We start from the raw sequence: 22,056 nt of genomic DNA, 5'->3' as shown, positions 1-22,056 counted from the left end.
TTTACCTTATGGCGCGCTCCAAAAAAGCGATGGGTTATTAACTATAGTGTTTGGAAACGATGAACCCGAATCCTTATAGCCAACAGGAGCAAGTGTTATATATTGCCGGTTTTTAACCGCCTTACTTTCATAATCATAGGTACTTCTAACGGGCGTATACAATCTGTACAGGTTCTTGGCCATATAACTGAAAAGATAATTTTCCTTTGTCATGCTAATCCTCCTGTTCCAGTTTGCATCGGGATTCAGGATAAGTGGTTTTCCATTTACAATCCTTTCTCTCACTTCCTCTATACTGAGTAATGCGCCTGTTTCATCCATCACATATGCATCATTTGTAGGGTCGACCATGATCCATTTTTCTTCGTTTGGAAGATAAACTGCATTAATCACATGTGAGTCAGGGTCGTTTTTTAAGCTGTCTTGCGGGAAACAATATATTTTTTTTGAGCTCCAGCCCAGGGCAAGGTAACAATCATTTAAAACTGTAGCGAGTTCGCCGCAGGAAACACCAATTCCTCTTTTTTTTGCGGAAGTTAATATTTCATCGGCATTCAGTTTTTTGATTCCGCTTTCTTCCGTTCCGTTATGCCGCAATGTATTGTGTACCCAATGCATTACGTTTAAAACTCTCGACTGACTATTACCAAAACCGGAAACAGAATCGAGTTTGTATTTGTTGCGCAAAGCGACAAGAGCGCTATCATTTGAGTTCTGGTATTGGAATGAAACAGTACCGACATGTTCTGATTTATCATAATGCCCACTCTTTAATATTTTGATGTAATCTAGTTTTTCCTGAGCAACACAGATGGCCGGACAGAGCATCGCAAGCACGATGCCTGCATAAACTACCCTATTTAGTTTTCGTACAGTCGTTTTATTCATATATCATCACAATATCTTATTTTCCAATTCAAATTCTCTGGGAGATTCGTATTGAATTTAGTGAATTATATGGCAACCCCAAAATTATTTTAATGTCAAATTGAGTTCTTTTCCATATGCGAGCCTGGTCTTGAGGCCGCGCTTTATCCTAACTTAAAGAAGAATGCTGCAAGCCGGTTCAATATCCGTTTTAGGTTAATTGCTCAGTTTTCCAATAAAAACATTCAAAGCAAACAATTGTCTCTCTAATCTGTATAGTTATGGAGAATGAACTATTGCTGGCTGGATAGGCGCATTTATTAAGTATTGCCAACGCAAATCTTAAAAGAATAAGAGCCGATCATAGCCCTGAAACCGATAAACAAGCATTTTCCATTTAAAACCGCAGTATGCAACTATGGGATTAACAGTCGATTCGAAACCTGTTGAAGAGCAGGTTCCTAAAACCCCCGGTAAATTCAGCCAATGGTTTATTTCATTGTATGAAGTTTATATTTTTATCGGCCGGTTTTTTAAAGAAGCTTTTCTGCCGCCTTACGAGTTTAAAGAACTGATGCGCCAATGTTATGAAATTGGTTACCGTTCCGCTTTACTTATTTCAACAACAGGATTTATCACAGGATTGGTATTTACCAAACAATCCAGGCCCTCTTTATCCGAATTTGGTGCGACATCCTGGTTACCGTCTTTAGTTGGAATTGCGCTGTTGCGAACCCTAGCCCCCTTATTAACCGGGTTAATTGCGGCAGGTAAAGTTGGCTCGAGCATTGGTGCCGAACTGGGTTCTATGAAAGTAAGTGAACAGATAGATGCCATGGAGGTTTCAGCAACCAACCCATTTAAATTTCTGGTTTCAACCCGGGTACTCGCCGCAACGATAACTATGCCTATTTTAACCTTTTATACGGCAATGATTGGCATGCTCGGTGCGTTGCTTAACGTATCCGTTAATGAAGGCACGAGTGCGACAACATTTTTTCAGAGTTCTCTCGAAAGTATAACTTACCTGGATATTATCGCCTCTACCACTAAAGCAATACTTTTCGGTTTTACCATTGCCATCGTTGGCTGTTATCAGGGTTATAATTCTTCAAAAGGGACAGAAGGTGTTGGTAAAGCAGCAAACTCGGCGGTTGTAACCGCGATGTTTTTAATATTTATTGAAGAGGTTGTTTGTGTACAGATATTCAGTTTGTTTAATAGTTAAGCCATGGATATAATAGCAAAAAAACCTACTGATACGAATACGGAAAAGGTGATTGAAATAAAAGGGCTGAATAAAGCTTTTGGAAATTATGTCGTACTTGAAAATGCTTCACTCGATTTGTATAAAGGTGAGAATCTTGTGGTTTTGGGTAAATCAGGTACGGGTAAATCAGTACTGATTAAGATTATCATTGGTCTTTTAAAACCCGACTCGGGTTTAGTAAATGTACTTGGAAATGTAGTAGATGAAATCTCTTACCAGGAACTGCTGGCTTTGCGGTTAAGGGTTGGTTTTTCTTTTCAAAACAGTGCCCTATACGATAGCATGACAGTTAAAGAAAATCTTGAATTTCCATTGGTGCGTAACCGGAAAGATTTAAGTAAACAAGAGGTCAATTCATCTGTAGAAGAAATGCTGGATGCGGTAGGACTTTCACAAACCATAAACCAGATGCCTTCTGAACTATCAGGTGGACAAAGAAAGCGTATTGGCATTGCACGCACGCTGATTCTAAGGCCCGAAATTATGCTGTATGATGAACCTACGGCAGGTTTAGATCCGATTACCTCGAAAGATATTAACAAACTTATTAACGATGTACAGGAGCGTTACCACACCAGTGCAATCGTAATTACCCACGATTTAACCTGTGCCAAAGAAACGGGAAACCGGGTAGCTATGCTTGTTGATCGAAGTTTCGAAAGGCAGGGAACTTTCGACCAGGTATTTAATTCAGGAGATATTAAAGCACAACCATTTTTTGATTACAATTTTATCCAATAATCATGACGGACAATAGAAAAAAAATAACCGTAGGCATTTTCATCGCCATTGGCATCCTCATTTTTTTACTGGGGATTTTTACACTGGGCAGCCAGAAAAAAACCTTTGTTAAAAGTTTCACCTTAAGTGTGGTTTTTAATGATATTCAAGGTCTTAAAAAGGGAAATAACGTGTGGTTCTCAGGCGTGAAAATCGGAACAATAAAAAAAATCGAATTTTTTGGAAGTTCTCAGGTAAAAGTTTATTTGAGTATCGAAGAAGATGTACATAAATACATCCATAAAGATGCCGGTGCAAGCATCAGTGCTGATGGGCTTATTGGTAATAAAATTGTGGTGCTTACAGGCGGAAATCCTAAGTTTCCATTTGTTGAAGATGGCGATGTATTAAAAGTAAATACCGCACTTTCAACAGATGATATTATGAAAACCTTGCAGGTAAATAACAAAAACCTGGTTGATATTACTTCTGATTTCCGCATCTTATCAAAAAACCTGATTGATGGGAAGGGTGCTGCCGGTGCTTTGCTTTCCGACCAGGAGCTGGCCACGAACTTTAAATCAATGGTTGCGAACCTTAACCGTACTTCTTTAGCAACTGCTCAGGCATCGCAAGATCTGAGCCGGTTCGGGAAAACATTAAATACAAAAAACGGATTAATGGATAAAATGCTTACCGATACAGCCGTATTTCAAACGTTAAAACAATCGGCAGCAACATTACAGAAATCAGTAGAATCAGCATCAAGTTTAGCTGCAAATTTAGATGCTGCCTCAGCTAAGCTTAAAACAACAGATAATGCGGCAGGCTTATTATTAAACGACCAGAAAACCGCAGAACAAGTAAAAACAATTATGTTGAATTTGGAAAAGAGCAGCAAGAAGCTAGACGAAGATCTTGAAGCGCTTCAAAGTAACTTTTTGTTACGTGGCTTTTTCAAAAAAAGGGCTAAAGATTCTTTAAACAAAAAATAGTTATAGTGTGTTTAACCTTCTTTAATCAGATATTTACATTTTATAAGATGTTTTAAAATCTACTTTACAGTATGCATTCGTATATCTGTTTAAATCTGTATTTATCAACACAGGATTATTTAGTTCAGCCGTGGGAAGACTATTCCGGGTAAGCCGGCGAACGCTAATTTTGAAAATACGCTTTTATTTAAAAAACGAATATATCAATGAGCCGCAAGAGCATTCTTATACTCGATGATGATTATAATATATTAGATGCCTTAACGGCTTTGTTTGAATATGAAAACTATTCGATTGTAACTTTAAGCCAACTCTACAGCGTCGATATTTTTGAGGATATATGCCTTCTTAAACCTGATGTTATCTTATTAGATATAAATTTTGGTGCGTTTAATGGCATGGATTTATGTTTGCAATTAAAAGAAAACCTTCAGACAGCGAATTATAAGATTATATTAATGAGTGCCGGAAATTATGAGCAAATTGCATTTAAAAGTAAATGCGATTATTACATTCAAAAACCCTTTCAATCTTCAACTTTGTTAGCTAAGGTTGCTCAACTAACTTAAATTTCCTGATTCTGAAATTTTTCAAAGGCTAGTTCAAAATCAGATTTTTCTGCATAAACAACTTTTTCCTTAATTGCGGCATTTTCTACTTTGGTAAAAATTGTTATCGAATCAGAAACTGTATTTAATTCAAATGCCGATAGAAGTTCTTTTAATTTAACCGGGTTAATTTTTAGTACCGTTGGTTTGCGATTGTTTTTCGCTACAATGTTTTTTTTAATCATCACAACAAGTTTTCCTTATTGACAATTGTTTCTTTATGCTGTGAAACAACTCATCCGCTTTAAATAAATACCATAGCTTTTTCCGGAGAAGATGTTCCAATATAGCTTTAATTTGCTTTTAAAGCATTTGTAAGCCGGTTCTGTAACTGGAACAACAATCTAACGATCAAAACTTTTTCATAGTTAGGAACACCTAGTCAAAATTAATACCAGTTTGTTTAAAAAGCGCCAGAAGTTGTATTATTAAGTATATGTTTTTGAGATAGTTGAATGAATTTTAAGTTTTCAATCCATATAATAGTAACATTTAATTTCAACATGTAAAGAGAGGATTGATATCACCAGGTCTATAATGTACATATAAATGGCTTCAATTTTCCTAGATAAGCCATTGTTAGTAATTATTTTTTTTATACACCAAGCGTATAAACTGATCAGCATTTCTTGCTATTTCAGATATGTAGCCATGTTCTAGTAAACATTCTGAGAAAGTTGATTTTCGATCGCGAAAAAAATATTGATAATACCTTTGTAGGAAGCTCCATGACCCAGGAAAAGAGGAATCAAACAAGGAGGGTGTGGATACCAGTAGTCAGTTACAGGATTAAGATCATCAATATAGTTAGGTAATAAAATCTCTTTCCTTTGCAATTTTATTATCCTGTCATCTACGTTTAGTTTTTCAGCAATTTTATATATATCAGCCATTGATGACCAGATTAATTATATAAGGTATGTGGCAGCTATTTTCACCGATAATCGACTGGTAACAGTACCCAATCAAAATAATTTTTTTCTATTATTTCAACCCAAAAACTTTCGATAAATTACCTTTCCATACCTATTTTGGTCCATTCATCAATAACCGGCCAAATTTCTATACCGAGTTTTGGTGCTTTGGTATGCCACCAAATGAAGCCATACTTTTTGTTTTCCGACTCTAGATCTATGGATGCATAATCACCTTTGCCATTATCGAATAAACCGATGCAATTTTGTAAATTAAATGGCAATTCATTAACATCTATTTCGTCTAAAATGCCCCATTCCTCATTAGCTAATACAATTGTTTCTTCAATAGGTAAAATTCCGTTTGATTTTGAAGCATAATAAACCCAGCCATTATGAAGCTGATTATAAATGTCCTTAAAGCTTGCTGGCAACTTTTCAAAATAATCTGTTAAATGCTTTGTGTTGGGATTGTAACCGATGTAATAAGCTTCGTTACCCTTTACATTTTTGATTGTGTAAAGCAAAGCTAGTTGATCCCCATCGGCAAGTAATTCAATCTCTAATAAATTAGCTTGTAAATAACTGATAGTTGATTGAAATTGGTACGGAAATTTTTTCCATTGAGTTAAAATGCTATCTATTGTTTTCGAAGTTGAATCTTGAGATAAAGCATTTTTCCAATATTCTGGCAGATTTTTTAATTGGTTTTCGTTCAATGTTTCAAAAGCTATTATTTCAACTTTTGAGTTATATTTCTTTAGGTATTCAATTTTGCTCATGTACTAAACTAAACTTAATGCCATTTATGATGAAATAGGGGCAAAACAGCATTTAACTGACAAATTTTGCTATTGGATTTGTCCTAATGCTTGAGCCACTATTGAAATATATTCTTTAATCTTAACTTTTTTCAAATTCTCTATCTTTTCAGATCCACCCATACCAATTAAGGGGGTGTATCCATAACATTCCTCTTTTGAAAGTTCGCCCAGTTTTTCTCGAGCTTTTAAATAGTTCTTATAAGGCGTTTTTTTATCTAAGAAACCATTATCAGTCATTTTTAGATCAAAGAAAACATTGGCTTTTCTTTCCACTACCTCTTGTTTAGTGTAATTTATATCTGCATAAATTATACTGTTATCTTCCCACAGATACAATGAACCAAAAGCATCTCTGGCGAAACAAACTGAAGGAGATGTTAAAGGCAAATAGATTTCATTTACTAATCAACATACTCAACCAGATTAACAATCCATAAAAAACCATTCATATAGCTTCCTTCCCCTTGCTCAAGCAATTCATATAGTTCGGGAGTTAACGTACTTTTAACTTGTGCTAAATCATTAGAAGGGATTTCTTGCTTATTTTCTAAATTTCCGTAAGTCTCTGTAAATTTTGTAAACATAAATACCTACACCTGTATTAACGGAGTTAACCAACTTGGTGTAGACGCTCCGTCTCGAGGAAATTCCTGATTATCCATTATATATTCCTCTTTGTCTGGTTCCATTTCAAAGTTGGGTTTGTTATCGTAGTCATAGTCGATTTCGAAATCTCCGTCTTCACTAATAACCATTTCAACGTTATACCATGCTCCTTTATTTGGAGCTAATTTGTACATGGCTTCCCTTAGTTTTATGAAAAGATAATCTACTGTTTTTTCTTCCGGCGCATTCTCATAATTGGGATCAAATGATTTTCCCTTAACATCATTTATATAATAGGTTACCGTTAGCTCCACATAAGTAGATAAAATGGATGTTTGAATGATAACTTTATTCCAATTATCAACGGGTACGTTATCAAATACGGTTTGCGCAATTTCTTCTACTAGATTATTAATTATTTCCATAGGTGTTTTTATCAAAAATAAATATTATTTATTTATAATTTTATATGTTTTAACATTACCATCTATATTTTCTACTACTTTAAAAGATGAAGGTCTTGAAGATGCATCAGTATATTGTGGTTCAATATTTACTTCGACCGATTTTCCTTCGTCAATAGCATTAGACCATTTTTTTTCCATTTGACCCCATTTTCCTTTATGATAATTATTCACTTGACCATCCATAGGAACCATATTTTCTTTCCCACCTGATCCGCCAAATTGATCACCAATTAAATGGCCTCCATGGTCACCGGCTAATCTTCCATCTCCTTTACCAACAGTTCTTTGAGCATAAGGATTTCTCCCACCTTTTACAGCTTTAGAAAGTTTTCCTTTAGCATTTATAATTCTACCTTGACCATCAGTTTTATATTTATATCCATTTGCTTCATATTCACTATTTGGTTTTAAACGTTTAACGGTTGTTCCATCTGGAAGAGTTACCTTTTCAAATTCAGGTTTAGTAGCCTCATAAGCTTCGCCTTCTCCATCTTTTTTAGCGGTTTCTTCAGGCGTAGTACTGGCATCTCTTACATTTTCATCTTCTGCTTTTTTCTGTTCGCCATCCTGTGCAGTTTCTCCATCTCTGGCTGCTTCCCCATCTTTTACCGGCTTTCCATTTCTGCCATTAAGTTCATCAGGCGCTCTGTGAACAGGAGAAAGTAACAAGGCTAATCCAGTTACATCTTGCCAACCAGCATTTCCGCTTAGAATGTTTCCACCAGAATGGTACATGCCTTCTTCCATGGCAAATACGCCTCTGCCAGCGGCACCCCAACCTGATTCGCCTGTTGAGCCATAATGTTGTAATCCGGCTTGCGTAGCGGTAACTCCACGTAATCCAACAGCGGTAGCTGCAGTGGTAACTACGGTAGAAGTACTCGCCCCGGCACCTGCATAGCCAAATGTAGCGCCGATATTACGAATAACATTCATCGGTGCGCTTTTTGCAAATTGAAACGCGGCCTGGCCAACCCCCCTTATCCCGCCACTTGCAAATGCACCGGCACCTCCACTAATTAAAGCACCGCCCATGCCTATGGCTGCCCCGGCCATCATGCCTTCCATTAAATGGCCGATATAATTTCCAGCTCCTAAAGCAATAGCCTGACTCCAATTTTTTATTTGTGGAGCATAGGTAATTTTTCCGCCTACCGGACATGTCATGGTATGATCGCCGGTTACGGTTTCAACACCTTGTACGATATAGTTATTTTTACTACCAACCCATTTCCGTGCTTTTGCAGCTAACTGGCCACATAAAAGCGTGCCTAAAACCGCACCCCAGGCAGCACCGGCTAATCCGGCAATTGCGCCAAGAGCAATAAGGGCAGCACCACCTGTTGCAACGGTCATTGCAGCAATAACTACAACCGCTGCGGCAATTATGGCCATAATCAGCATCATTCGGGTACAACCAAAATCTATCCAACTGCTTGTAGCCGTATCTCTTGTGGTAATGAATTTCTCTCCCGATTTTTTCTTAACAGTTTTTTGTGTAGATTGAAATTGAGCAGGAACTGCACCACAACTGCACATCCAAAAGTCTTTTTCGGTTATGATTTTGTTTCCCATTTCTAAACTTTTTCTAAAACATGTTTTCTAACTTTCTGCCGTAAAATCCTTTTTCAGAGTCAAAGTTTTTGACAGCGATTATGCCTAAAGAGTATTTACAATCAATCTGATCATTCGTTAGTCGAATACCACCATCAATTTGGCGATCTATCTCTATTAACTGCTTTAAAATGCTCAAATACATTGGTATGATTTGGAATCTTAAAACAATAGTCTCAGTTTCTTAAATTAGCTCATTAATTAATTCGCGATAAGCCGTTTTTGTTTAAACTTCTTTGTATATCATATTTTATGGTGCCCGGTATAATCTATTCAGATGGTTTAAAGAGAGAAAAGCTGCTTATAAATTCCAAACACTCTCTAGGTATAAAATAAAACGCATAGGCTGAAATTCTCCAAAAGAAAACAGATATAGTCTGTTTTGAACTATTAAATAATAAACTTGAAGGTTTTGCTCTGTGTAAAAATTTTGTATTAGCGCACCTTTTTTTTGAAAATTTTCACTTTTAATAATTGTGTCAAAATCATCAGTGTTAGAATTATCCTTTAAAAGGTTTCTCAACGGATTATCAAGAAAATCTGAAACCTTAAAAGTTAAGCTTGGTATATCGAAAGTTATTTTACCTAGTCCTGATTCATCTCCATCAAAAAGCTTCTCCTTAATTATTGTGTTGTCCTTTGTCATTTTAATCTAACGGTTTTATATATCCTTCTTTAATTAAATCGTTTATGTTGGCAGGTAGTTCGTACTGAACCCCTCCTCCTTTTTCGCCAAACCAAGGCATAATGTCGCCTTTTTTAACACCAGGAATTTCATTTATAACTTCGTATCTCCTATATGGTTTTCCGTCACTTCCTTTTGGGAGCGCTCTATCAGTATAAGGAATTCCATCTTCTCCAACAAAAGTCCCTTTATCTTGAAACTTACCATTTTCATCAATCCAACCGCCATACCTGTCAAATTTACTATTCGGTTTTAATGAAACCTCACTTGTGCCCGTGGCGCCTCTGTTAGGAGGCCATCCGCCATTTATGTTATGTTGGTTAAATAGGTTCTCCAGTCCTTGCCAATCCCCTTTATTAAACAATTCGTAAGCTTTCTTAGCAATTATTTCAGATGGGAATCCTCCCTCAACACTGTTAACAAACTCGTTAAAATTAGGTTTTTTAAGGGGAGTTGCCTCATAAGCTTCGCCTTCTCCATCTTTTTTAGCGGTTTCTTCAGGCGTAGTACTGGCATCTCTTACATTTTCATCTTCTGCTTTTTTCTGTTCGCCATCCTGTGCAGTTTCTCCATCTCTGGCTGCTTCCCCATCTTTTACCGGCTTTCCATTTCTGCCATTAAGTTCATCAGGCGCTCTGTGAACAGGAGAAAGTAACAGGGCTAATCCAGTTACATCTTGCCAACCAGCATTTCCGCTTAGAATGTTTCCACCAGAATGGTACATGCCTTCTTCCATGGCAAATACGCCTCTGCCTGCGGCACCCCAACCTGACTCGCCTGTTGAGCCATAATGTTGTAATCCGGCTTGCGTAGCGGTAACTCCACGTAATCCAACAGCGGTAGCTGCAGTGGTAACTACGGTAGAAGTACTCGCCCCGGCACCTGCATAGCCAAATGTAGCGCCGATATTACGAATAACATTCATCGGTGCGCTTTTTGCAAATTGAAACGCGGCCTGGCCAACCCCCCTTATCCCGCCACTTGCAAATGCACCGGCACCTCCACTAATTAAAGCACCGCCCATGCCTATGGCTGCCCCGGCCATCATGCCTTCCATTAAATGGCCGATATAATTTCCAGCTCCTAAAGCAATAGCCTGACTCCAATTTTTTATTTGTGGAGCATAGGTAATTTTTCCGCCTACCGGACATGTCATGGTATGATCGCCGGTTATGGTTTCAACACCTTGTACGATATAGTTATTTTTACTACCAACCCATTTCCGTGCTTTTGCAGCTAACTGGCCACATAAAAGCGTGCCTAAAACCGCACCCCAGGCAGCACCGGCTAATCCGGCAATTGCGCCAAGAGCAATAAGGGCAGCACCACCTGTTGCAACGGTCATTGCAGCAATAACTACAACCGCTGCGGCAATTATGGCCATAATCAGCATCATTCGGGTACAGCCAAAATCTATCCAACTGCTTGTAGCCGTATCTCTTATGGTAATGAACTTCTCTCCCGATTTTTTCTTAACAGTTTTTTGTGTAGATTGAAATTGAGCGGGAACTGCACCACAACTGCACATCCAAAAGTCTTTTTCGGTTATGATTTTGTTTCCCATTTCTAAACTTTTTCTAAAACCTGTTTTCGCTTAATCCATCCCAGCTTTAATCTTTCTCCGTACCTAATGATTTTAATGCCAAAAGTTAAAATGCTAAATTTACCTCCTATTACAACTGGTTTTTTTCCAAAAAACTGAATTACGATCGACTTACTGCTTTGATTAGAGATAAGGGAATGCTGCTTAGTTATTATAAAGTTTACGGTGTAAGAGCCAAATCTCCGTATAGACTGGCTAGAGCGTATGGTGCTTTCAGTTTCAAAATCTTTATAATGTTGAAGCTTCATCTCTTTTAGAAAAATTTAAACCTTGTATTACTTTCCGCGTTCTCCTGGCTATCTGTAACCAGATGAGCTGAATTCTCCTGACCTTTTTGCTTAATTACAATCCCTGTATCACTTGATAATTTATAATGGAGCTTGTTATATAATCTTTTTACATCTGCTATTTCTATTTTTTCTACTTCTGCCTCTTGTATTTTACCTGTTGGATAGTCTATAACCCTGGTTTCTTTTTGATAAAGATCTACTGTTAAAGAATTAATATCCAGTTTATCTGCAAATTGATTATAAGCTTCTTTGTTGAACTTTTTTGTTAACCTTTCTGATGGTTTTGTGAGTGTGCTCAATGTAATTGGACCAACAGAATCAGTAACTGGTAATTCCACAGAGCAGGTTAAATCTGTATTCCATTGCAATTCGATTGTGTTAAAAATATTGGTCCCTTTTAGGCTAGCTTTAGAAGGAACATCTCTATCAAATGCTTGCCCGAAATATATCCTCAAAAATTCATTTGCCTGTGCAGCGATCAGAATTTTTTCAGGATTATTAAAAATATTATCATTTAACATAATGGCATGTTTCAAATCTTCATTTGATAATACATGCTTTTCCATTTCAGTTTTTGTTTGCTTCCATTTTGATAAAATAAGGTTATTGTTTAAAACATTAATTACGTTGCCCGCGTGATCAAGTAATAAATGAAGCTCATTGTACATGCGTCCAAAAATCTGGCTAACCTGAGCAACCTCTCGTACCATAGGGTTGTTGGCCTCTAACAATATATTATCCAATTGAACAAGTCGTACTTCTATATTGCTTTCATTTACGCTTATAACTGTAAAGTCATAACGTAATTGTACTACCGAGCTAACAAACACATCCACCCCATTAAGTTCGGAAGTTATTGTAATGGTATATTGTTCATTAAACGGTTTCCTGATCAGGATTTTTTTATCATTTATCATAAAACTAATTTATAAAGACATCACCACCGTCAATTTTGGTATTTCCTCCGGTAACATGGTTAGTACCTGTAATGGTATTACTTGAGCCTGTAATCACATTTGTGTCGGATGTAATTTTCATATCCTGGGTATTAACATTGGTCGCCGTACCATTGATGTCAATTTTGCTTGATTTTGCCCCATCTTTCTGAGCAATCTCAATTTTATCGGCATGAATGGTAATTTGATCTTTTTCCAAAGTGATCGAAGACGATCCATTGGTTAAAACCACTGTTTGTGTTGAAGTTACCGTAATTTTGTTTTGTCCATCCACAATGATGTGGTTGCCGCCGGTTTTATCTCTGATGGTAATGCCGCCATCGTCTTGAAGTTGAACGGTATGCCCACTTTTAGAAGTTAAGCTTTTATGGTTATTGCTTGCACTGCCGCCGCTTCCATTTTTGCCATGAAAAACTGATCCTAAAACAATCGGACGTGCCACATTACCTTCTTCAAAAGTTACAGCAACCTGGTCTCCGATTTCTGGAATAAAAACAAAACCCCTGTTTTTATTCACCTTATCACTACTTCCGGCATCTGGTGTAATTACCCTTAACCATTCCGTAACATCATTATTCTGGCATTCCCATTTAAATTTTACTTTAATTCTACCCTGTCCTTGTGGATCGGCATTGTCTATCACATCAGCCAATTGCATATCCGGATAAGGCTTCTCATAATTCTTTACCAGTAAACGTTCTGTTGTGGCCATAAGGCCTTCAAATGTGTTATGGTATTTACCTGTTCCATCGATATTATGGTAAATATTGGTGATCAAAAATTTACCCAGGTTTTCGGTAGAAAAAGCCAGTTCTTTGCGCAGGCTCATCGTTACTTCCGCGATGCTGCCAATGGCTAATTGTGCGTTATCGCCACTTGCATTTATTTTCAGCAACTCGCTGATGTTCGCCTTTTCTTCATTTTCTACGTGGGTTTTAATGTCGCTATTGCTATCAACACGTATCATTGATGGCTGGTTAAATATTTTGCTATAGATGGAATTGGAGGCCTTAACCGCATGCGCCAAATCAGGATGGCTATCAGCAGCTTTTCCTGTGCTTTCGCTTAGCAACATTTCATCTTGTTTGGGATTGTAGGCGAAGCGTTTATTCTTAATTGGCGCCACACCCATTGAATACTGGAGGTTGTGCACATCCCTGCCATAAAACAATCCTACTTGCTTTTGCTCTTCTGGTTTACCAAAGTTCAGCTGCTCACCATCGTAATAAAACCATTCGTGGTATTCTCCAGACAGGCGGTTAAGGAAATCAAAATCGCTTTCCCGGTATTGGATCAAATAATCGATAGGCGCCGTACGGGCAGCATTAGCCACAATTTTTAGATCGTTGGCTGGTGTATCCCTGGTCGCTAATTTTACAATATCATTCAAACTTTTATCCAGATAAGATCCTAAATCGGGTCCGCGATCTATCAAAATGGTTGGACTGTAGCCACTTACAATCAGTACGCCATGGTAACCATGACTTTGAGCCAATTCTACCCTGGTTACCAAACCGGAAAAGTTTTGTAATTGTTCTGGCGAATGTCCGAATGATGCGGTAAGCGTTTTGCCTACAAAATCACGGCTGTCATCAAGCGTGATTAGCCCTGGAGCACCCATTTGATCGTGATTAAACCGCAATTCGAAATAATGGTGCTCGTTAAATTGTTGTTGCAAAGTAAAAGAGGAAAAGTGCGTAATTGCTTTACCTTCTATATTAATTTCTGAAATGAGCTTTTTTTCCATAAGGCATTATTTTACCGGCCATTTAGCATAGTAAGCCACGGCTTTGTATTTTCCATTTATTTTGCCAAAAACAAAGGCGAAGTAACTTTCTGCCTGCGTATTGCTTTCGGGGTATTGTATGTAAACTTCATACAGTTTACTTTTTGGTTCGGTTATTTTTTTTATGGATTGATAATACGGTTCGGTCGTTTTATCATCAATCTCTGATAAATTTTCTTCGGTTGATTTTGGAAGCAGTTTCACTACTTCAGTATGGTAGATAGCCTTACTGTATTGATCAAATTCAGTTGCTGTAACAGGGTCTGCGAGGCTACCAACTTCACCATTTTGCAACTGTTGTTGACTGGTGTAAAATGGAAAATGCATTAATTTTTGAATTAATTTGCTGTTTTTCGCGGCTACTTCTTTCTGAAAAGATTTAAAGACAGCCCTGAAATCTTTTTCATCATCTGCAGGGGTGTTCGCTTCAATTTTTTTTGTTTCCGGTTGTATCGATTGTTCTTTACTTTTAGGCGTATGTTGTTTGCAGCCCGAAACCAATGTCGGTGCACAAAACAGGAGTAATATGATCGTTAATTTTTTCATGCTTAATGTCTTGGTATACCAATTAAGGCCCTTTCCTCCATTCTTTTTAAAATTACCGCAGAACCCAGTTGCTTTGATATTGCTTCGGCATCAAATTTACCATCGGCCACATACTTACCTTTTGTATAATGGTTGGAATAACTCCATAAATAAGGAGAGTTAATACTGTGGTATTTATAGTAGCCGAAACCATTATAAGCTTCCAGTTTTCTTAAAATAGTTGGCAGATTCCAGTTTTGAATTTGATCAAATTTCATCAGCTTTAAGGCGTCTACAGCACTCTCTTCAAAGGTAAATGGTGGCTCATGGCCAACTTTTGGCCTGTTGGCGGGTACCCTTACCGTGTAATTTGTTAACGGATCACCATTGTGCAAGTGTTTATTAAAGCTAAAGCTGCATTCTAAATAATGGGCACAGGCAATGAAATACCAGGGTATGTTAGATGAGCCGCTACCGAAATTTATAAATGCCGTATCGAACGGGTTTTTAAACTGAAACGGGCTTTTTGTAAAACCCATTGAAAGTAAATCGCTCTCCACAGGTGATTTCAAATTGAAAAAATCATTTTGCGCACCCGAAAGATTTGGCGTAAATGAAAAGAAATTTACAGGCGGATTCAGGTTTACCTTGCCTGCAACGGCATCAGAGATTTTGGAATAAACGGACTTGTTTGCAACTACATTATCATCTATAACTTTATCAATGTCGCCAATTTTAGTAGTATCGATTACACAATCATTAAACAATTTGATATATTCTAAGTCGGTAGGTTGCGAAGGCTTTACCACCGGTTTTGCTTTTTGTTTAATTGCCGGATTGATTTTTTTTTTCTTTTTCATAGGTATAAGGCAAATCGAAACTTCAAATCAACTGAAACACATTTATAAAATTTACGATATGTAAATAAAGGGGCTTATTTGTTCAAAAGCCCCTTTTAAAATCATATTTATAATATAATTAAGCCTTCGGCCAGTCATTTTCATGTTCTGCATTTCCAAGCTTCAGCTTACGTGCAGATACGACAAAACTTAAGGTCATAGGTGTATTGTCGTTTACGGCAATACCTTCATTATACTGGATGATGTAACCATCTTCAAAAGACAGTTCTTTCATTTTTGCATCTTCTTCGCCTTTTTTGAACACTAATGTTCCTGATAAGGGCTTATACTGGTTATTCACCATTGATTCGATTACTGAAGTATCTTCTGTAGATTCGATTTCGATGTGGATGGTACCACCATATACACCTGATGAAGGACGACCTTTTGCGTCTACATCTCTATTCAGCGAAAAGCTGCACTGTAGGACATCAAATTCTTTTGCGCCTAAGTTTAAACGGGTTTTAAATGCCATTGTAATTTCTTTTTAATGTTTTCGAAAAATGTTATGCGATGAGCGTTTGGCGCGGTGCGAAGCGCATAGCGTAACTTATATGCTAACCTCTAAACCACTAACCTCAATTTAGGCTTTAGGCCAATCGTTAAGATGCTCAGCATTTCCTAATTTAAGCTTTCTGGCCGAAATCTGGAATTTGAGTGTCATCGGATGATCGCCCACAATGTTTATCCCTTCGGAATATTTAACAATGTAGCCATCTTCGAAGTTAACTTCTTTCATTTTGGCATCTTCCTCTGTTTTCTTAATCAGAAGGGTTCCTGTAATTGGTTTGTACTGGTTGTTTACCATCGCCTCGATAATTGAGGTGTCTTCGGTAGATTCGATCTCAATGTCGATGGTACCGCCGTAAACTCCGGAAGAGGGTCTTCCTTTAGCATCTACATCACGGTTTAACGCATAGGCGCAATTGAGCACATCGTACTCCTTGCCCGAAAAATTTAATCTAGCTTTGAAAGCCATAGTTTTAAAATTTAAAGGTGAATAAATTGATTTATTTATAGCATCCGCTACATTATCACGGGACCAAATATCAAGCCAATAATTATCCATATCGCACTCATATAGAGCGTATAATGGAATCTTAAATCTAATTGTATAAGAAAAATGCGCCTGCGGTTAAGTATTGAGGCCGCAATTGTGTAAAAAATGTTGAAAAGTTATTACCTGGTTTGACAATAAGACAGACAGTTGTACTAAAAAACAAACTACAAAAGTGTAGCGATTCTCTACAGTTTGTAGCTTTTTAGGGCATCATTAATATTGATAATCCGTTAATGGCCAAATTTTATATTAATTGTGAACCGAATTTCTCCATTTTCGTAAGCCATTTCTGGCTGTAATGATTTTCCAGAGAATGTAGTTCACCAATGGTATTTGTAAGTACCGGACTCATCCGGCATTTTTCAAAAACTGCTTTTTTAATAGAAAGATAGGTGGTTTTTTTATTCGCTTTCCATTCTTTAAAAGTCGCCTCATCTAAAATCGAAACAATTCGTGCCGATCGGCCACTAAAATTATTATTGACATGTTGTTGTTGCGTTGTAAAAATCTGATCGGGCATGAACAAACGGTCGAAAAAGCCTTTAATCTTAGTTGGGATGTGATCTACGTATACCGGGCAAAAAAGTACTACATGGTTACTTTGCCTGATTGCCGTTAAAGCCCTCTGTAAATCAGGCTCTAATTCTGCAATCTGCCTGTTATTAAACAGCTTGTTAGAGTTAAATATAAGATCAATGATGGCCAGTTCCCTGACTGTCGCGCCAACACCTTCTGCACCTTGCCTATAAGCATTAATCAGGAAATTTGTAGATGCGTTTTTTTCAATATCCCCGTTCAGGATAAGTACTTGCTTCATTTTTTTTGATTAATCTGATCTGGTCGATGCATTACAAAATTATAAAGAATTTGTTAAGTCTGCTGCATATTCCATAAAAAAACCCAACGCTCAGGTTGGGTTTTTATTTTCAATTATCAAAAATCTATTGCTGATTATATTCTGTATTCCAGGTTGTATTTTCGTCTTCACCTTTATGTCCGTCTAACTTTACAACAAAACTTTTGGCCGGAAAATAAGGCGTGATGTGAATATCCAAATGAATCCTGTCTTTCTGAAGTTCATCCCGTTCAAACCGCATAATCTTAAATCTTTCAATTAAGCGGTCTGCACCTTGTATACCATCCAAAAATTTAACAATCTGGCCACGTAAATCCTGTTCTGTTTTGGACGTCCAGTTTTCGAATGCCCTTCTGTTTAAGAAATCGAATAATACTTTAGTGATGTAGTCGAATACGCGTACTACTGAATAGGTTTGCAGGCCAATGTTATCACCATTGAATAAAGTTTTTGCTGAGAACGCCATTACTTTTCCATATTCATTTACCATTGGCACTAAACCGACCCTTTCCAGATGAGAGATTTCGCTTTTCTTAAGGTCGAATTTCACACCATCTACTTCGTTGATTGCGCCATGTTTTTTACCGGCCGTAACCTGCGACATTAAGGTATAGTACATTTTACCTGCTAAAGCAGCCGATCCGGGCACAGTAAGATCATCTTCTTCGCCAACTTCAGCAACTTTTCCACGGCCAACCAACCAGTTACAAGTCATAATTACATTGGATCTGAATGCATCACCACCGGTAAAATTTGCAGCAGTAAATAAATCCAGTACATCATCAGGCTGATCCAAATCGGCAAAATCCGTTACCAGCATGGCTTTGTTATTGTGGGCTATTTTTCCCCAACGCTCTAATACTTTATTAGAACCCATGTAGCCGGGTATAACCATTAATGAATAGTTTTTGCGCAAATCAAGGCGATCATAATTCTGCTTTAATTCATCATCTACATATTCAATAAACCGTGGATTATCCAAATCTTTAATCTGATCCATAGAGGCATTTAACAGCACCACATTTTTAAGTTTATCAGATTCGGTATTTTTATAGAATAAATGTACTGAACGGTAAGCCTGCTCCAGTTCTCTTGTACTTTCTAATGCAGTTCCAATATTTTTATTCAGGTTTTCTTCAGCTGCATTTAGTTTTTCAGTACTTTTTGCAACCATATCGGCCACAGAATTAGAAGATTCAAGCACATCGATCCAAAGCTGAATTTTCTTTTTTAGTTCTTCGCGTTCTTTCTTCTTTTCATCACCGGTTAAAAAAATCTGTTTCCTGGCTTTTCTTTCCGGGTTTAAATTTTGAAGCCCATCAACAGTAGCTTCTAATAAATCGAAACCGCCAACTCTTGCCAGTTTTTCTAAATTATCTTTAAGAGCTGTTTTTTCGGTTGCTTTACCTTCAGCAGGTTTAAAACCGGCTTGGGCTGTATTATGGTCTGTTTTTAATTCTTGAGGATTTGACATGTTTCCTGGCGTTTAGATTATTTATTTTGCTCCAATTCATCAACAAAATTCTTTAAGGCACTAATGAAGGCCGTTTTGGTTTCTTCATCATCAAGCGTTGCTTTTAAAGTTTTGTTTGATTTTAATTGTTTTATCACATTAAGCGACATTTCACGCTCAATATTCACATCAGAAAGGTAATTGCTCTGGTTAATAATACTTTTTACCCCAAAGTCTCCTAAATCGTTGAAATTCAGGGTTTCACCAACTGTAGAGCCATCTTGTCTCTCAAATGCAACTTTTACATTCGGTTTATAATGTTCAAATACATCTTTAACCGTTTTTAAACCCTCTACTTTTTCTGGTTTGATGGGTTCATTATCGGTAAGTTTTTGTACAAAAAGCGTTTTGTTATGGGCAATTTCTGCGAAAGCTTCTGAGGTATCAATTTTTCGTTCGTTACCACCAATTTCATAATTAAACATAGTTTGTCGATTTAGGTGTAAGATTAATTTATCTAATAATATACTAGTTAACGTTTTAACTCAATTTTTGTTCCAATGTTGTTAATCTGGCTGAATAATAGTCCATTCCAGTTTATCTTCTTCCGAATGCTTACTTACTTTGATTATTGATCCTTTTTTTAGTTCACCGGAAATAATGTATTTGGAAATCGGCCTGCGTAAAAGGTTCCTGATAACTGCAGATAACTGACGTGCGCCATACTTGGGTGTAAAGCCATCCAAAGCAATCATTTTCTTTGCATCGTCGGCGATTTCAAATCCTATGCCCATTTTGTTTAAAGCGGTTACCAGGCTATTCAACTGGATTTCGAAAATACGTACCACATTGCTTTCGTTAATCGGCGCAAAAGGAACAATTTCCGAAATACGGGCTAAAAATTCAGGGCGGAAATGCCCGGCCATTACTTCCATCAGTTGGTTTGATGCCGGAATTACGCCTTTGCCAATCTGTTCTGCAATCCATTCGCTGCCAATGTTTGAGGTAAAAAGTATAAGGGAATTGCTGAAATCGCCCTCTTTTCCTAAACGGTCGTGCATATGGCCTTCATCTAAAATCTGCAGGAAAGTATCAAAAACGGAAGGATGCGCTTTTTCAATTTCATCAAACAGCAATACCGAATAAGGTTGCTGCCTTATTTTATTGACCAGCAAACCACCCTCTTCATAGCCTACGTAACCCGGAGGGGCACCATACAGCAATGCCGCGCTGTGTTCTTCCTTAAATTCAGACATATCAAACCGAATCATAGCCTTTTCATCGTTAAATAAAAATTCGGCAATTGATTTTGCAAGTTCGGTTTTACCCGTTCCAGTAGGCCCTAACAGAAAGAAGGATCCGATAGGCTGCCCTTTTTTGTTTAATCCGCTGCGCGATTCTAATATGGCATCTGACACCGCTTTAAGTGCCTGATCCTGGCCGACCACCCGTTTCTTTAAGTATTGCTCCATGTTCAGCAATTTTTCTTTTTCGCCGGCCTGCAGTTTTCCCATCGGGATTCCTGTTTTGTAGGCAACAATGGACGCAATATCTTGCTTCGTAATGCGATCACTTTTTTCTGCAGCATATTTCTTCAATTCCTGCAGGCTGCTATTAATGTAATTTTGGTACTCATCTGCCGTTTCAAAGGCATCGGTTTGTGTTTCATCGGTTAAGCGACCCAATAAAACGGGACTTAATTTATTCTGAAGCAGAGAAAACAGCCATTTATAATCTGCAAATTGTTCCGCTTCAGTTGGTTCCTCGTTTGTTTTTAAAGCGTCTAATTCTGCTTCCAAACCGTCAATTACCTGGTCGGAAGTATCATTCATCATTTTCATTGCGGCCATGGTTCTGTCCAGCAAATCAAAGGCAGAATCCGGAAGCCGTCTGTCTTTCATATAACGTTTTGCCAAACGAACACATTCGCCCAAGGCATCCGGTTCAATATGCAGGTTGTGGTGTTCTTCATATTTTACCGACAGTTTCTGCAGCATTTTTATCGTGCTTTCTTCATTTGGTTCATTTACCTGAAGCACCTCAAACCGCCTGCTGAATGCCTGCTCTGGTTCAATTATTTTGCGGTACTCATCAATAGTGGTTGCACCAATTACAGTGATTTCACCCCGCGCCAGTTCAGGCTTTAATAAATTCCCGATACCTGCACCCAACGGACCTTTACTATCCAAAAGGGTATGAATTTCATCGATAAAAAGTACTGCTTTTTCAAACTGCTTAATTTCCTTGATAATGTTTTTTAAACGGTCTTCAATTTCTCCCTTGTACGATGCGCCTGCAATAAGCGAACCCAAATCCAGTTCAAAAAGTTGTACTGATTTTAAATTTTCAGGCACATTCTGGTTAACAATATCAATGGCAAAGCCATCCACCAGCGCCGTTTTACCCACCCCTGCATCGCCCGTGAGAATTACATTTGGCTTGGTTCTGCGACAGAGGATTTCCATCATCATACGGGTTTCCTTGTCCCGTCCGATGATTGGATCAGTCTTCCCGTCACGAACCATTTGTAACCGGTCTATACAATATTTATGCAGGGCATTACCTGTGCTTTTATTTTCAGTATTCGAAGCACTTTTATCAGGTGCTACCGCACGCGAAATTTCTTCATCCTTAACATACAGATCCAATATTTCACGCTCTTTAACCGGAAAAGATTTTAATTGATCTGCCTGGAAACCTATCCCTGGTTTTGCTAAAGCCGTTAATACACAAACCGGTGTAATCAAATCAAGGCCCAATTTTATGCGAACATTATCAGCCTCTTCGAAAATAACCGCAATTTCTGGCGCTCCGCTAACTGTATCTGCAATATTTGCCGATTTATCCTGCTCGTCAATACGCACTTCCGCCCACTCGCTGATGTATTCTTCATCTTTGCCGATGGAGGTGAGGAAGGACCTCAAACCAACGTCTTTGTGCATCAAACCCTTAAGTAAATGGGCAGCAGAAAATACCTCGTTTCTATATTCCTTAGCCAACGATTGCGCAATGTGCAAGGCTGTTTTTACGGATTCGCTTAAATTTGTAACGGCCATAT

At 37.8% G+C, this 22,056-nt stretch carries 25 protein-coding genes; 4 read left to right on the top strand and 21 right to left on the bottom strand.

The genetic code is table 11. The features are described from left to right. Positions 1–6 precede the first annotated feature (6 nt). Positions 7–888, bottom strand: coding sequence for a transglutaminase domain-containing protein (locus tag O0931_RS11820; RefSeq protein WP_269415789.1), 882 nt, complete (start codon positions 886–888; stop codon positions 7–9). Between the two features lie 397 nt (positions 889–1,285). Between O0931_RS11820 and O0931_RS11815 the strand changes: the two genes are divergently transcribed. From O0931_RS11815 to O0931_RS11800, 4 genes are all read left to right on the top strand, one after another. Then, on the top strand, positions 1,286–2,095 hold the full coding sequence (locus tag O0931_RS11815; RefSeq protein WP_269415788.1) for an MlaE family ABC transporter permease: 810 nt from the start codon (positions 1,286–1,288) through the stop codon (positions 2,093–2,095). Positions 2,096–2,098: 3 nt separating this feature from the next. Beyond that, positions 2,099–2,878, top strand: coding sequence for an ABC transporter ATP-binding protein (locus O0931_RS11810; protein WP_269415787.1), 780 nt, complete (start codon positions 2,099–2,101; stop codon positions 2,876–2,878). Between the two features lie 2 nt (positions 2,879–2,880). Next, positions 2,881–3,852 carry an MlaD family protein gene (locus tag O0931_RS11805; protein WP_269415786.1) on the top strand — a complete coding sequence of 324 codons (972 nt, stop codon included), beginning with the start codon at positions 2,881–2,883 and terminating at the stop codon, positions 3,850–3,852. A gap of 206 nt (positions 3,853–4,058) precedes the next feature. Next, positions 4,059–4,421 (top strand): response regulator, encoded by a 363-nt coding sequence (locus O0931_RS11800; protein WP_269415785.1) that lies wholly within the window; start codon positions 4,059–4,061, stop codon positions 4,419–4,421. Here the strand turns inward: O0931_RS11800 and O0931_RS11795 are convergent. The 20 genes from O0931_RS11795 to O0931_RS11705 form a co-directional block, all read right to left on the bottom strand. Beyond that, entirely contained in the window at positions 4,418–4,645 is a 228-nt protein-coding gene (locus O0931_RS11795; protein WP_269415784.1) for a hypothetical protein, read from the bottom strand. The two genes, O0931_RS11800 and O0931_RS11795, sit on opposite strands and share 4 nt — an antisense overlap. A gap of 471 nt (positions 4,646–5,116) precedes the next feature. Further along, the gene (locus tag O0931_RS11790; protein ID WP_269415783.1) at positions 5,117–5,353 is read right to left on the bottom strand and encodes a hypothetical protein; all 237 of its coding nucleotides are present in this window, start codon (positions 5,351–5,353) and stop codon (positions 5,117–5,119) included. A 119-nt stretch (positions 5,354–5,472) separates the two neighbouring features. Further along, positions 5,473–6,156 (bottom strand): SMI1/KNR4 family protein, encoded by a 684-nt coding sequence (locus O0931_RS11785; protein ID WP_269415782.1) that lies wholly within the window; start codon positions 6,154–6,156, stop codon positions 5,473–5,475. 69 nt (positions 6,157–6,225) lie between these two features. Continuing rightward, positions 6,226–6,585: a T6SS immunity protein Tdi1 domain-containing protein gene (locus O0931_RS11780; protein WP_269415781.1), complete on the bottom strand. Its 360-nt coding sequence runs from the start codon at positions 6,583–6,585 to the stop codon at positions 6,226–6,228. Positions 6,586–6,599: 14 nt separating this feature from the next. Then, positions 6,600–6,782 carry a hypothetical protein gene (locus O0931_RS11775; RefSeq protein WP_269415780.1) on the bottom strand — a complete coding sequence of 61 codons (183 nt, stop codon included), beginning with the start codon at positions 6,780–6,782 and terminating at the stop codon, positions 6,600–6,602. A gap of 6 nt (positions 6,783–6,788) precedes the next feature. Then, on the bottom strand, positions 6,789–7,229 hold the full coding sequence (locus tag O0931_RS11770; protein WP_269415779.1) for an immunity protein YezG family protein: 441 nt from the start codon (positions 7,227–7,229) through the stop codon (positions 6,789–6,791). A gap of 24 nt (positions 7,230–7,253) precedes the next feature. Continuing rightward, a complete protein-coding gene (locus O0931_RS11765; protein ID WP_269415778.1) occupies positions 7,254–8,846 on the bottom strand; it encodes a DNA/RNA non-specific endonuclease in 1,593 nt (530 codons plus the stop codon). A gap of 13 nt (positions 8,847–8,859) precedes the next feature. Next, the gene (locus tag O0931_RS20205; protein ID WP_487362615.1) at positions 8,860–9,039 is read right to left on the bottom strand and encodes an immunity protein Tsi6 family protein; all 180 of its coding nucleotides are present in this window, start codon (positions 9,037–9,039) and stop codon (positions 8,860–8,862) included. A 147-nt stretch (positions 9,040–9,186) separates the two neighbouring features. Beyond that, positions 9,187–9,531, bottom strand: a complete 345-nt coding sequence (locus tag O0931_RS11760) for a hypothetical protein (protein WP_269415777.1) — start codon at positions 9,529–9,531, stop codon at positions 9,187–9,189. A 1-nt stretch (position 9,532) separates the two neighbouring features. Further along, positions 9,533–11,134 carry a TNT domain-containing protein gene (locus O0931_RS11755; RefSeq protein WP_269415776.1) on the bottom strand — a complete coding sequence of 534 codons (1,602 nt, stop codon included), beginning with the start codon at positions 11,132–11,134 and terminating at the stop codon, positions 9,533–9,535. A gap of 292 nt (positions 11,135–11,426) precedes the next feature. Then, positions 11,427–12,380 carry a hypothetical protein gene (locus tag O0931_RS11750; protein WP_269415775.1) on the bottom strand — a complete coding sequence of 318 codons (954 nt, stop codon included), beginning with the start codon at positions 12,378–12,380 and terminating at the stop codon, positions 11,427–11,429. Positions 12,381–12,384: 4 nt separating this feature from the next. Beyond that, the gene (locus O0931_RS11745) at positions 12,385–14,166 is read right to left on the bottom strand and encodes a type VI secretion system Vgr family protein (RefSeq protein WP_269415774.1); all 1,782 of its coding nucleotides are present in this window, start codon (positions 14,164–14,166) and stop codon (positions 12,385–12,387) included. A 6-nt stretch (positions 14,167–14,172) separates the two neighbouring features. Continuing rightward, on the bottom strand, positions 14,173–14,751 hold the full coding sequence (locus O0931_RS11740; RefSeq protein WP_269415773.1) for a hypothetical protein: 579 nt from the start codon (positions 14,749–14,751) through the stop codon (positions 14,173–14,175). A gap of 2 nt (positions 14,752–14,753) precedes the next feature. Beyond that, a complete protein-coding gene (locus O0931_RS11735; RefSeq protein WP_269415772.1) occupies positions 14,754–15,590 on the bottom strand; it encodes a hypothetical protein in 837 nt (278 codons plus the stop codon). 118 nt (positions 15,591–15,708) lie between these two features. Next, complete coding sequence (gene tssD, locus O0931_RS11730; RefSeq protein ID WP_188417481.1) at positions 15,709–16,104, bottom strand: type VI secretion system tube protein TssD; 396 nt, start codon at positions 16,102–16,104, stop codon at positions 15,709–15,711. A gap of 108 nt (positions 16,105–16,212) precedes the next feature. After that, positions 16,213–16,608, bottom strand: coding sequence for a type VI secretion system tube protein TssD (tssD, locus tag O0931_RS11725; RefSeq protein WP_188417550.1), 396 nt, complete (start codon positions 16,606–16,608; stop codon positions 16,213–16,215). A gap of 325 nt (positions 16,609–16,933) precedes the next feature. Next, positions 16,934–17,506, bottom strand: coding sequence for an NAD(P)H-dependent oxidoreductase (locus O0931_RS11720; protein ID WP_269415771.1), 573 nt, complete (start codon positions 17,504–17,506; stop codon positions 16,934–16,936). Between the two features lie 124 nt (positions 17,507–17,630). Next, complete coding sequence (locus tag O0931_RS11715) at positions 17,631–19,019, bottom strand: DUF5458 family protein (protein ID WP_269415770.1); 1,389 nt, start codon at positions 19,017–19,019, stop codon at positions 17,631–17,633. A 17-nt stretch (positions 19,020–19,036) separates the two neighbouring features. After that, entirely contained in the window at positions 19,037–19,483 is a 447-nt protein-coding gene (locus O0931_RS11710) for a hypothetical protein (protein ID WP_269415769.1), read from the bottom strand. Positions 19,484–19,564: 81 nt separating this feature from the next. Beyond that, positions 19,565–22,054: an ATP-dependent Clp protease ATP-binding subunit gene (locus tag O0931_RS11705; protein WP_269415768.1), complete on the bottom strand. Its 2,490-nt coding sequence runs from the start codon at positions 22,052–22,054 to the stop codon at positions 19,565–19,567. Between the last annotated feature and the right edge of the window lie 2 nt (positions 22,055–22,056).

This window comes from Pedobacter rhodius (genome assembly GCF_027213645.1).
Taxonomy (GTDB): Bacteria; Bacteroidota; Bacteroidia; order Sphingobacteriales; family Sphingobacteriaceae; genus Pedobacter; species Pedobacter rhodius.
Note: the sequence above shows the minus strand (reverse complement) of the source record. Positions and strands in the feature narration are given on the sequence as shown.

What these genes read in the sequence shown, in the direction of transcription:
- O0931_RS11750 (WP_269415775.1), bottom strand. Translation starts at nt 12,380, where the DNA reads ATGATAAATGATAAAAAAATCCTGATCAGGAAACCGTTTAATGAACAA.
- tssD (WP_188417481.1), bottom strand. Translation starts at nt 16,104, where the DNA reads ATGGCATTTAAAACCCGTTTAAACTTAGGCGCAAAAGAATTTGATGTC.
- O0931_RS11815 (WP_269415788.1), top strand. Translation starts at nt 1,286, where the DNA reads ATGGGATTAACAGTCGATTCGAAACCTGTTGAAGAGCAGGTTCCTAAA.
- O0931_RS11820 (WP_269415789.1), bottom strand. Translation starts at nt 888, where the DNA reads ATGAATAAAACGACTGTACGAAAACTAAATAGGGTAGTTTATGCAGGC.
- O0931_RS11765 (WP_269415778.1), bottom strand. Translation starts at nt 8,846, where the DNA reads ATGGGAAACAAAATCATAACCGAAAAAGACTTTTGGATGTGCAGTTGT.
- O0931_RS11785 (WP_269415782.1), bottom strand. Translation starts at nt 6,156, where the DNA reads ATGAGCAAAATTGAATACCTAAAGAAATATAACTCAAAAGTTGAAATA.
- O0931_RS11755 (WP_269415776.1), bottom strand. Translation starts at nt 11,134, where the DNA reads ATGGGAAACAAAATCATAACCGAAAAAGACTTTTGGATGTGCAGTTGT.
- O0931_RS11710 (WP_269415769.1), bottom strand. Translation starts at nt 19,483, where the DNA reads ATGTTTAATTATGAAATTGGTGGTAACGAACGAAAAATTGATACCTCA.
- O0931_RS11735 (WP_269415772.1), bottom strand. Translation starts at nt 15,590, where the DNA reads ATGAAAAAGAAAAAAAAAATCAATCCGGCAATTAAACAAAAAGCAAAA.
- O0931_RS11770 (WP_269415779.1), bottom strand. Translation starts at nt 7,229, where the DNA reads ATGGAAATAATTAATAATCTAGTAGAAGAAATTGCGCAAACCGTATTT.
- O0931_RS11790 (WP_269415783.1), bottom strand. Translation starts at nt 5,353, where the DNA reads ATGGCTGATATATATAAAATTGCTGAAAAACTAAACGTAGATGACAGG.
- O0931_RS11740 (WP_269415773.1), bottom strand. Translation starts at nt 14,751, where the DNA reads ATGAAAAAATTAACGATCATATTACTCCTGTTTTGTGCACCGACATTG.
- O0931_RS11810 (WP_269415787.1), top strand. Translation starts at nt 2,099, where the DNA reads ATGGATATAATAGCAAAAAAACCTACTGATACGAATACGGAAAAGGTG.
- O0931_RS11745 (WP_269415774.1), bottom strand. Translation starts at nt 14,166, where the DNA reads ATGGAAAAAAAGCTCATTTCAGAAATTAATATAGAAGGTAAAGCAATT.
- O0931_RS11800 (WP_269415785.1), top strand. Translation starts at nt 4,059, where the DNA reads ATGAGCCGCAAGAGCATTCTTATACTCGATGATGATTATAATATATTA.
- O0931_RS11715 (WP_269415770.1), bottom strand. Translation starts at nt 19,019, where the DNA reads ATGTCAAATCCTCAAGAATTAAAAACAGACCATAATACAGCCCAAGCC.
- O0931_RS11805 (WP_269415786.1), top strand. Translation starts at nt 2,881, where the DNA reads ATGACGGACAATAGAAAAAAAATAACCGTAGGCATTTTCATCGCCATT.
- O0931_RS11775 (WP_269415780.1), bottom strand. Translation starts at nt 6,782, where the DNA reads ATGTTTACAAAATTTACAGAGACTTACGGAAATTTAGAAAATAAGCAA.
- O0931_RS11795 (WP_269415784.1), bottom strand. Translation starts at nt 4,645, where the DNA reads ATGATTAAAAAAAACATTGTAGCGAAAAACAATCGCAAACCAACGGTA.
- tssD (WP_188417550.1), bottom strand. Translation starts at nt 16,608, where the DNA reads ATGGCTTTCAAAGCTAGATTAAATTTTTCGGGCAAGGAGTACGATGTG.
- O0931_RS11705 (WP_269415768.1), bottom strand. Translation starts at nt 22,054, where the DNA reads ATGGCCGTTACAAATTTAAGCGAATCCGTAAAAACAGCCTTGCACATT.
- O0931_RS11720 (WP_269415771.1), bottom strand. Translation starts at nt 17,506, where the DNA reads ATGAAGCAAGTACTTATCCTGAACGGGGATATTGAAAAAAACGCATCT.
- O0931_RS11760 (WP_269415777.1), bottom strand. Translation starts at nt 9,531, where the DNA reads ATGACAAAGGACAACACAATAATTAAGGAGAAGCTTTTTGATGGAGAT.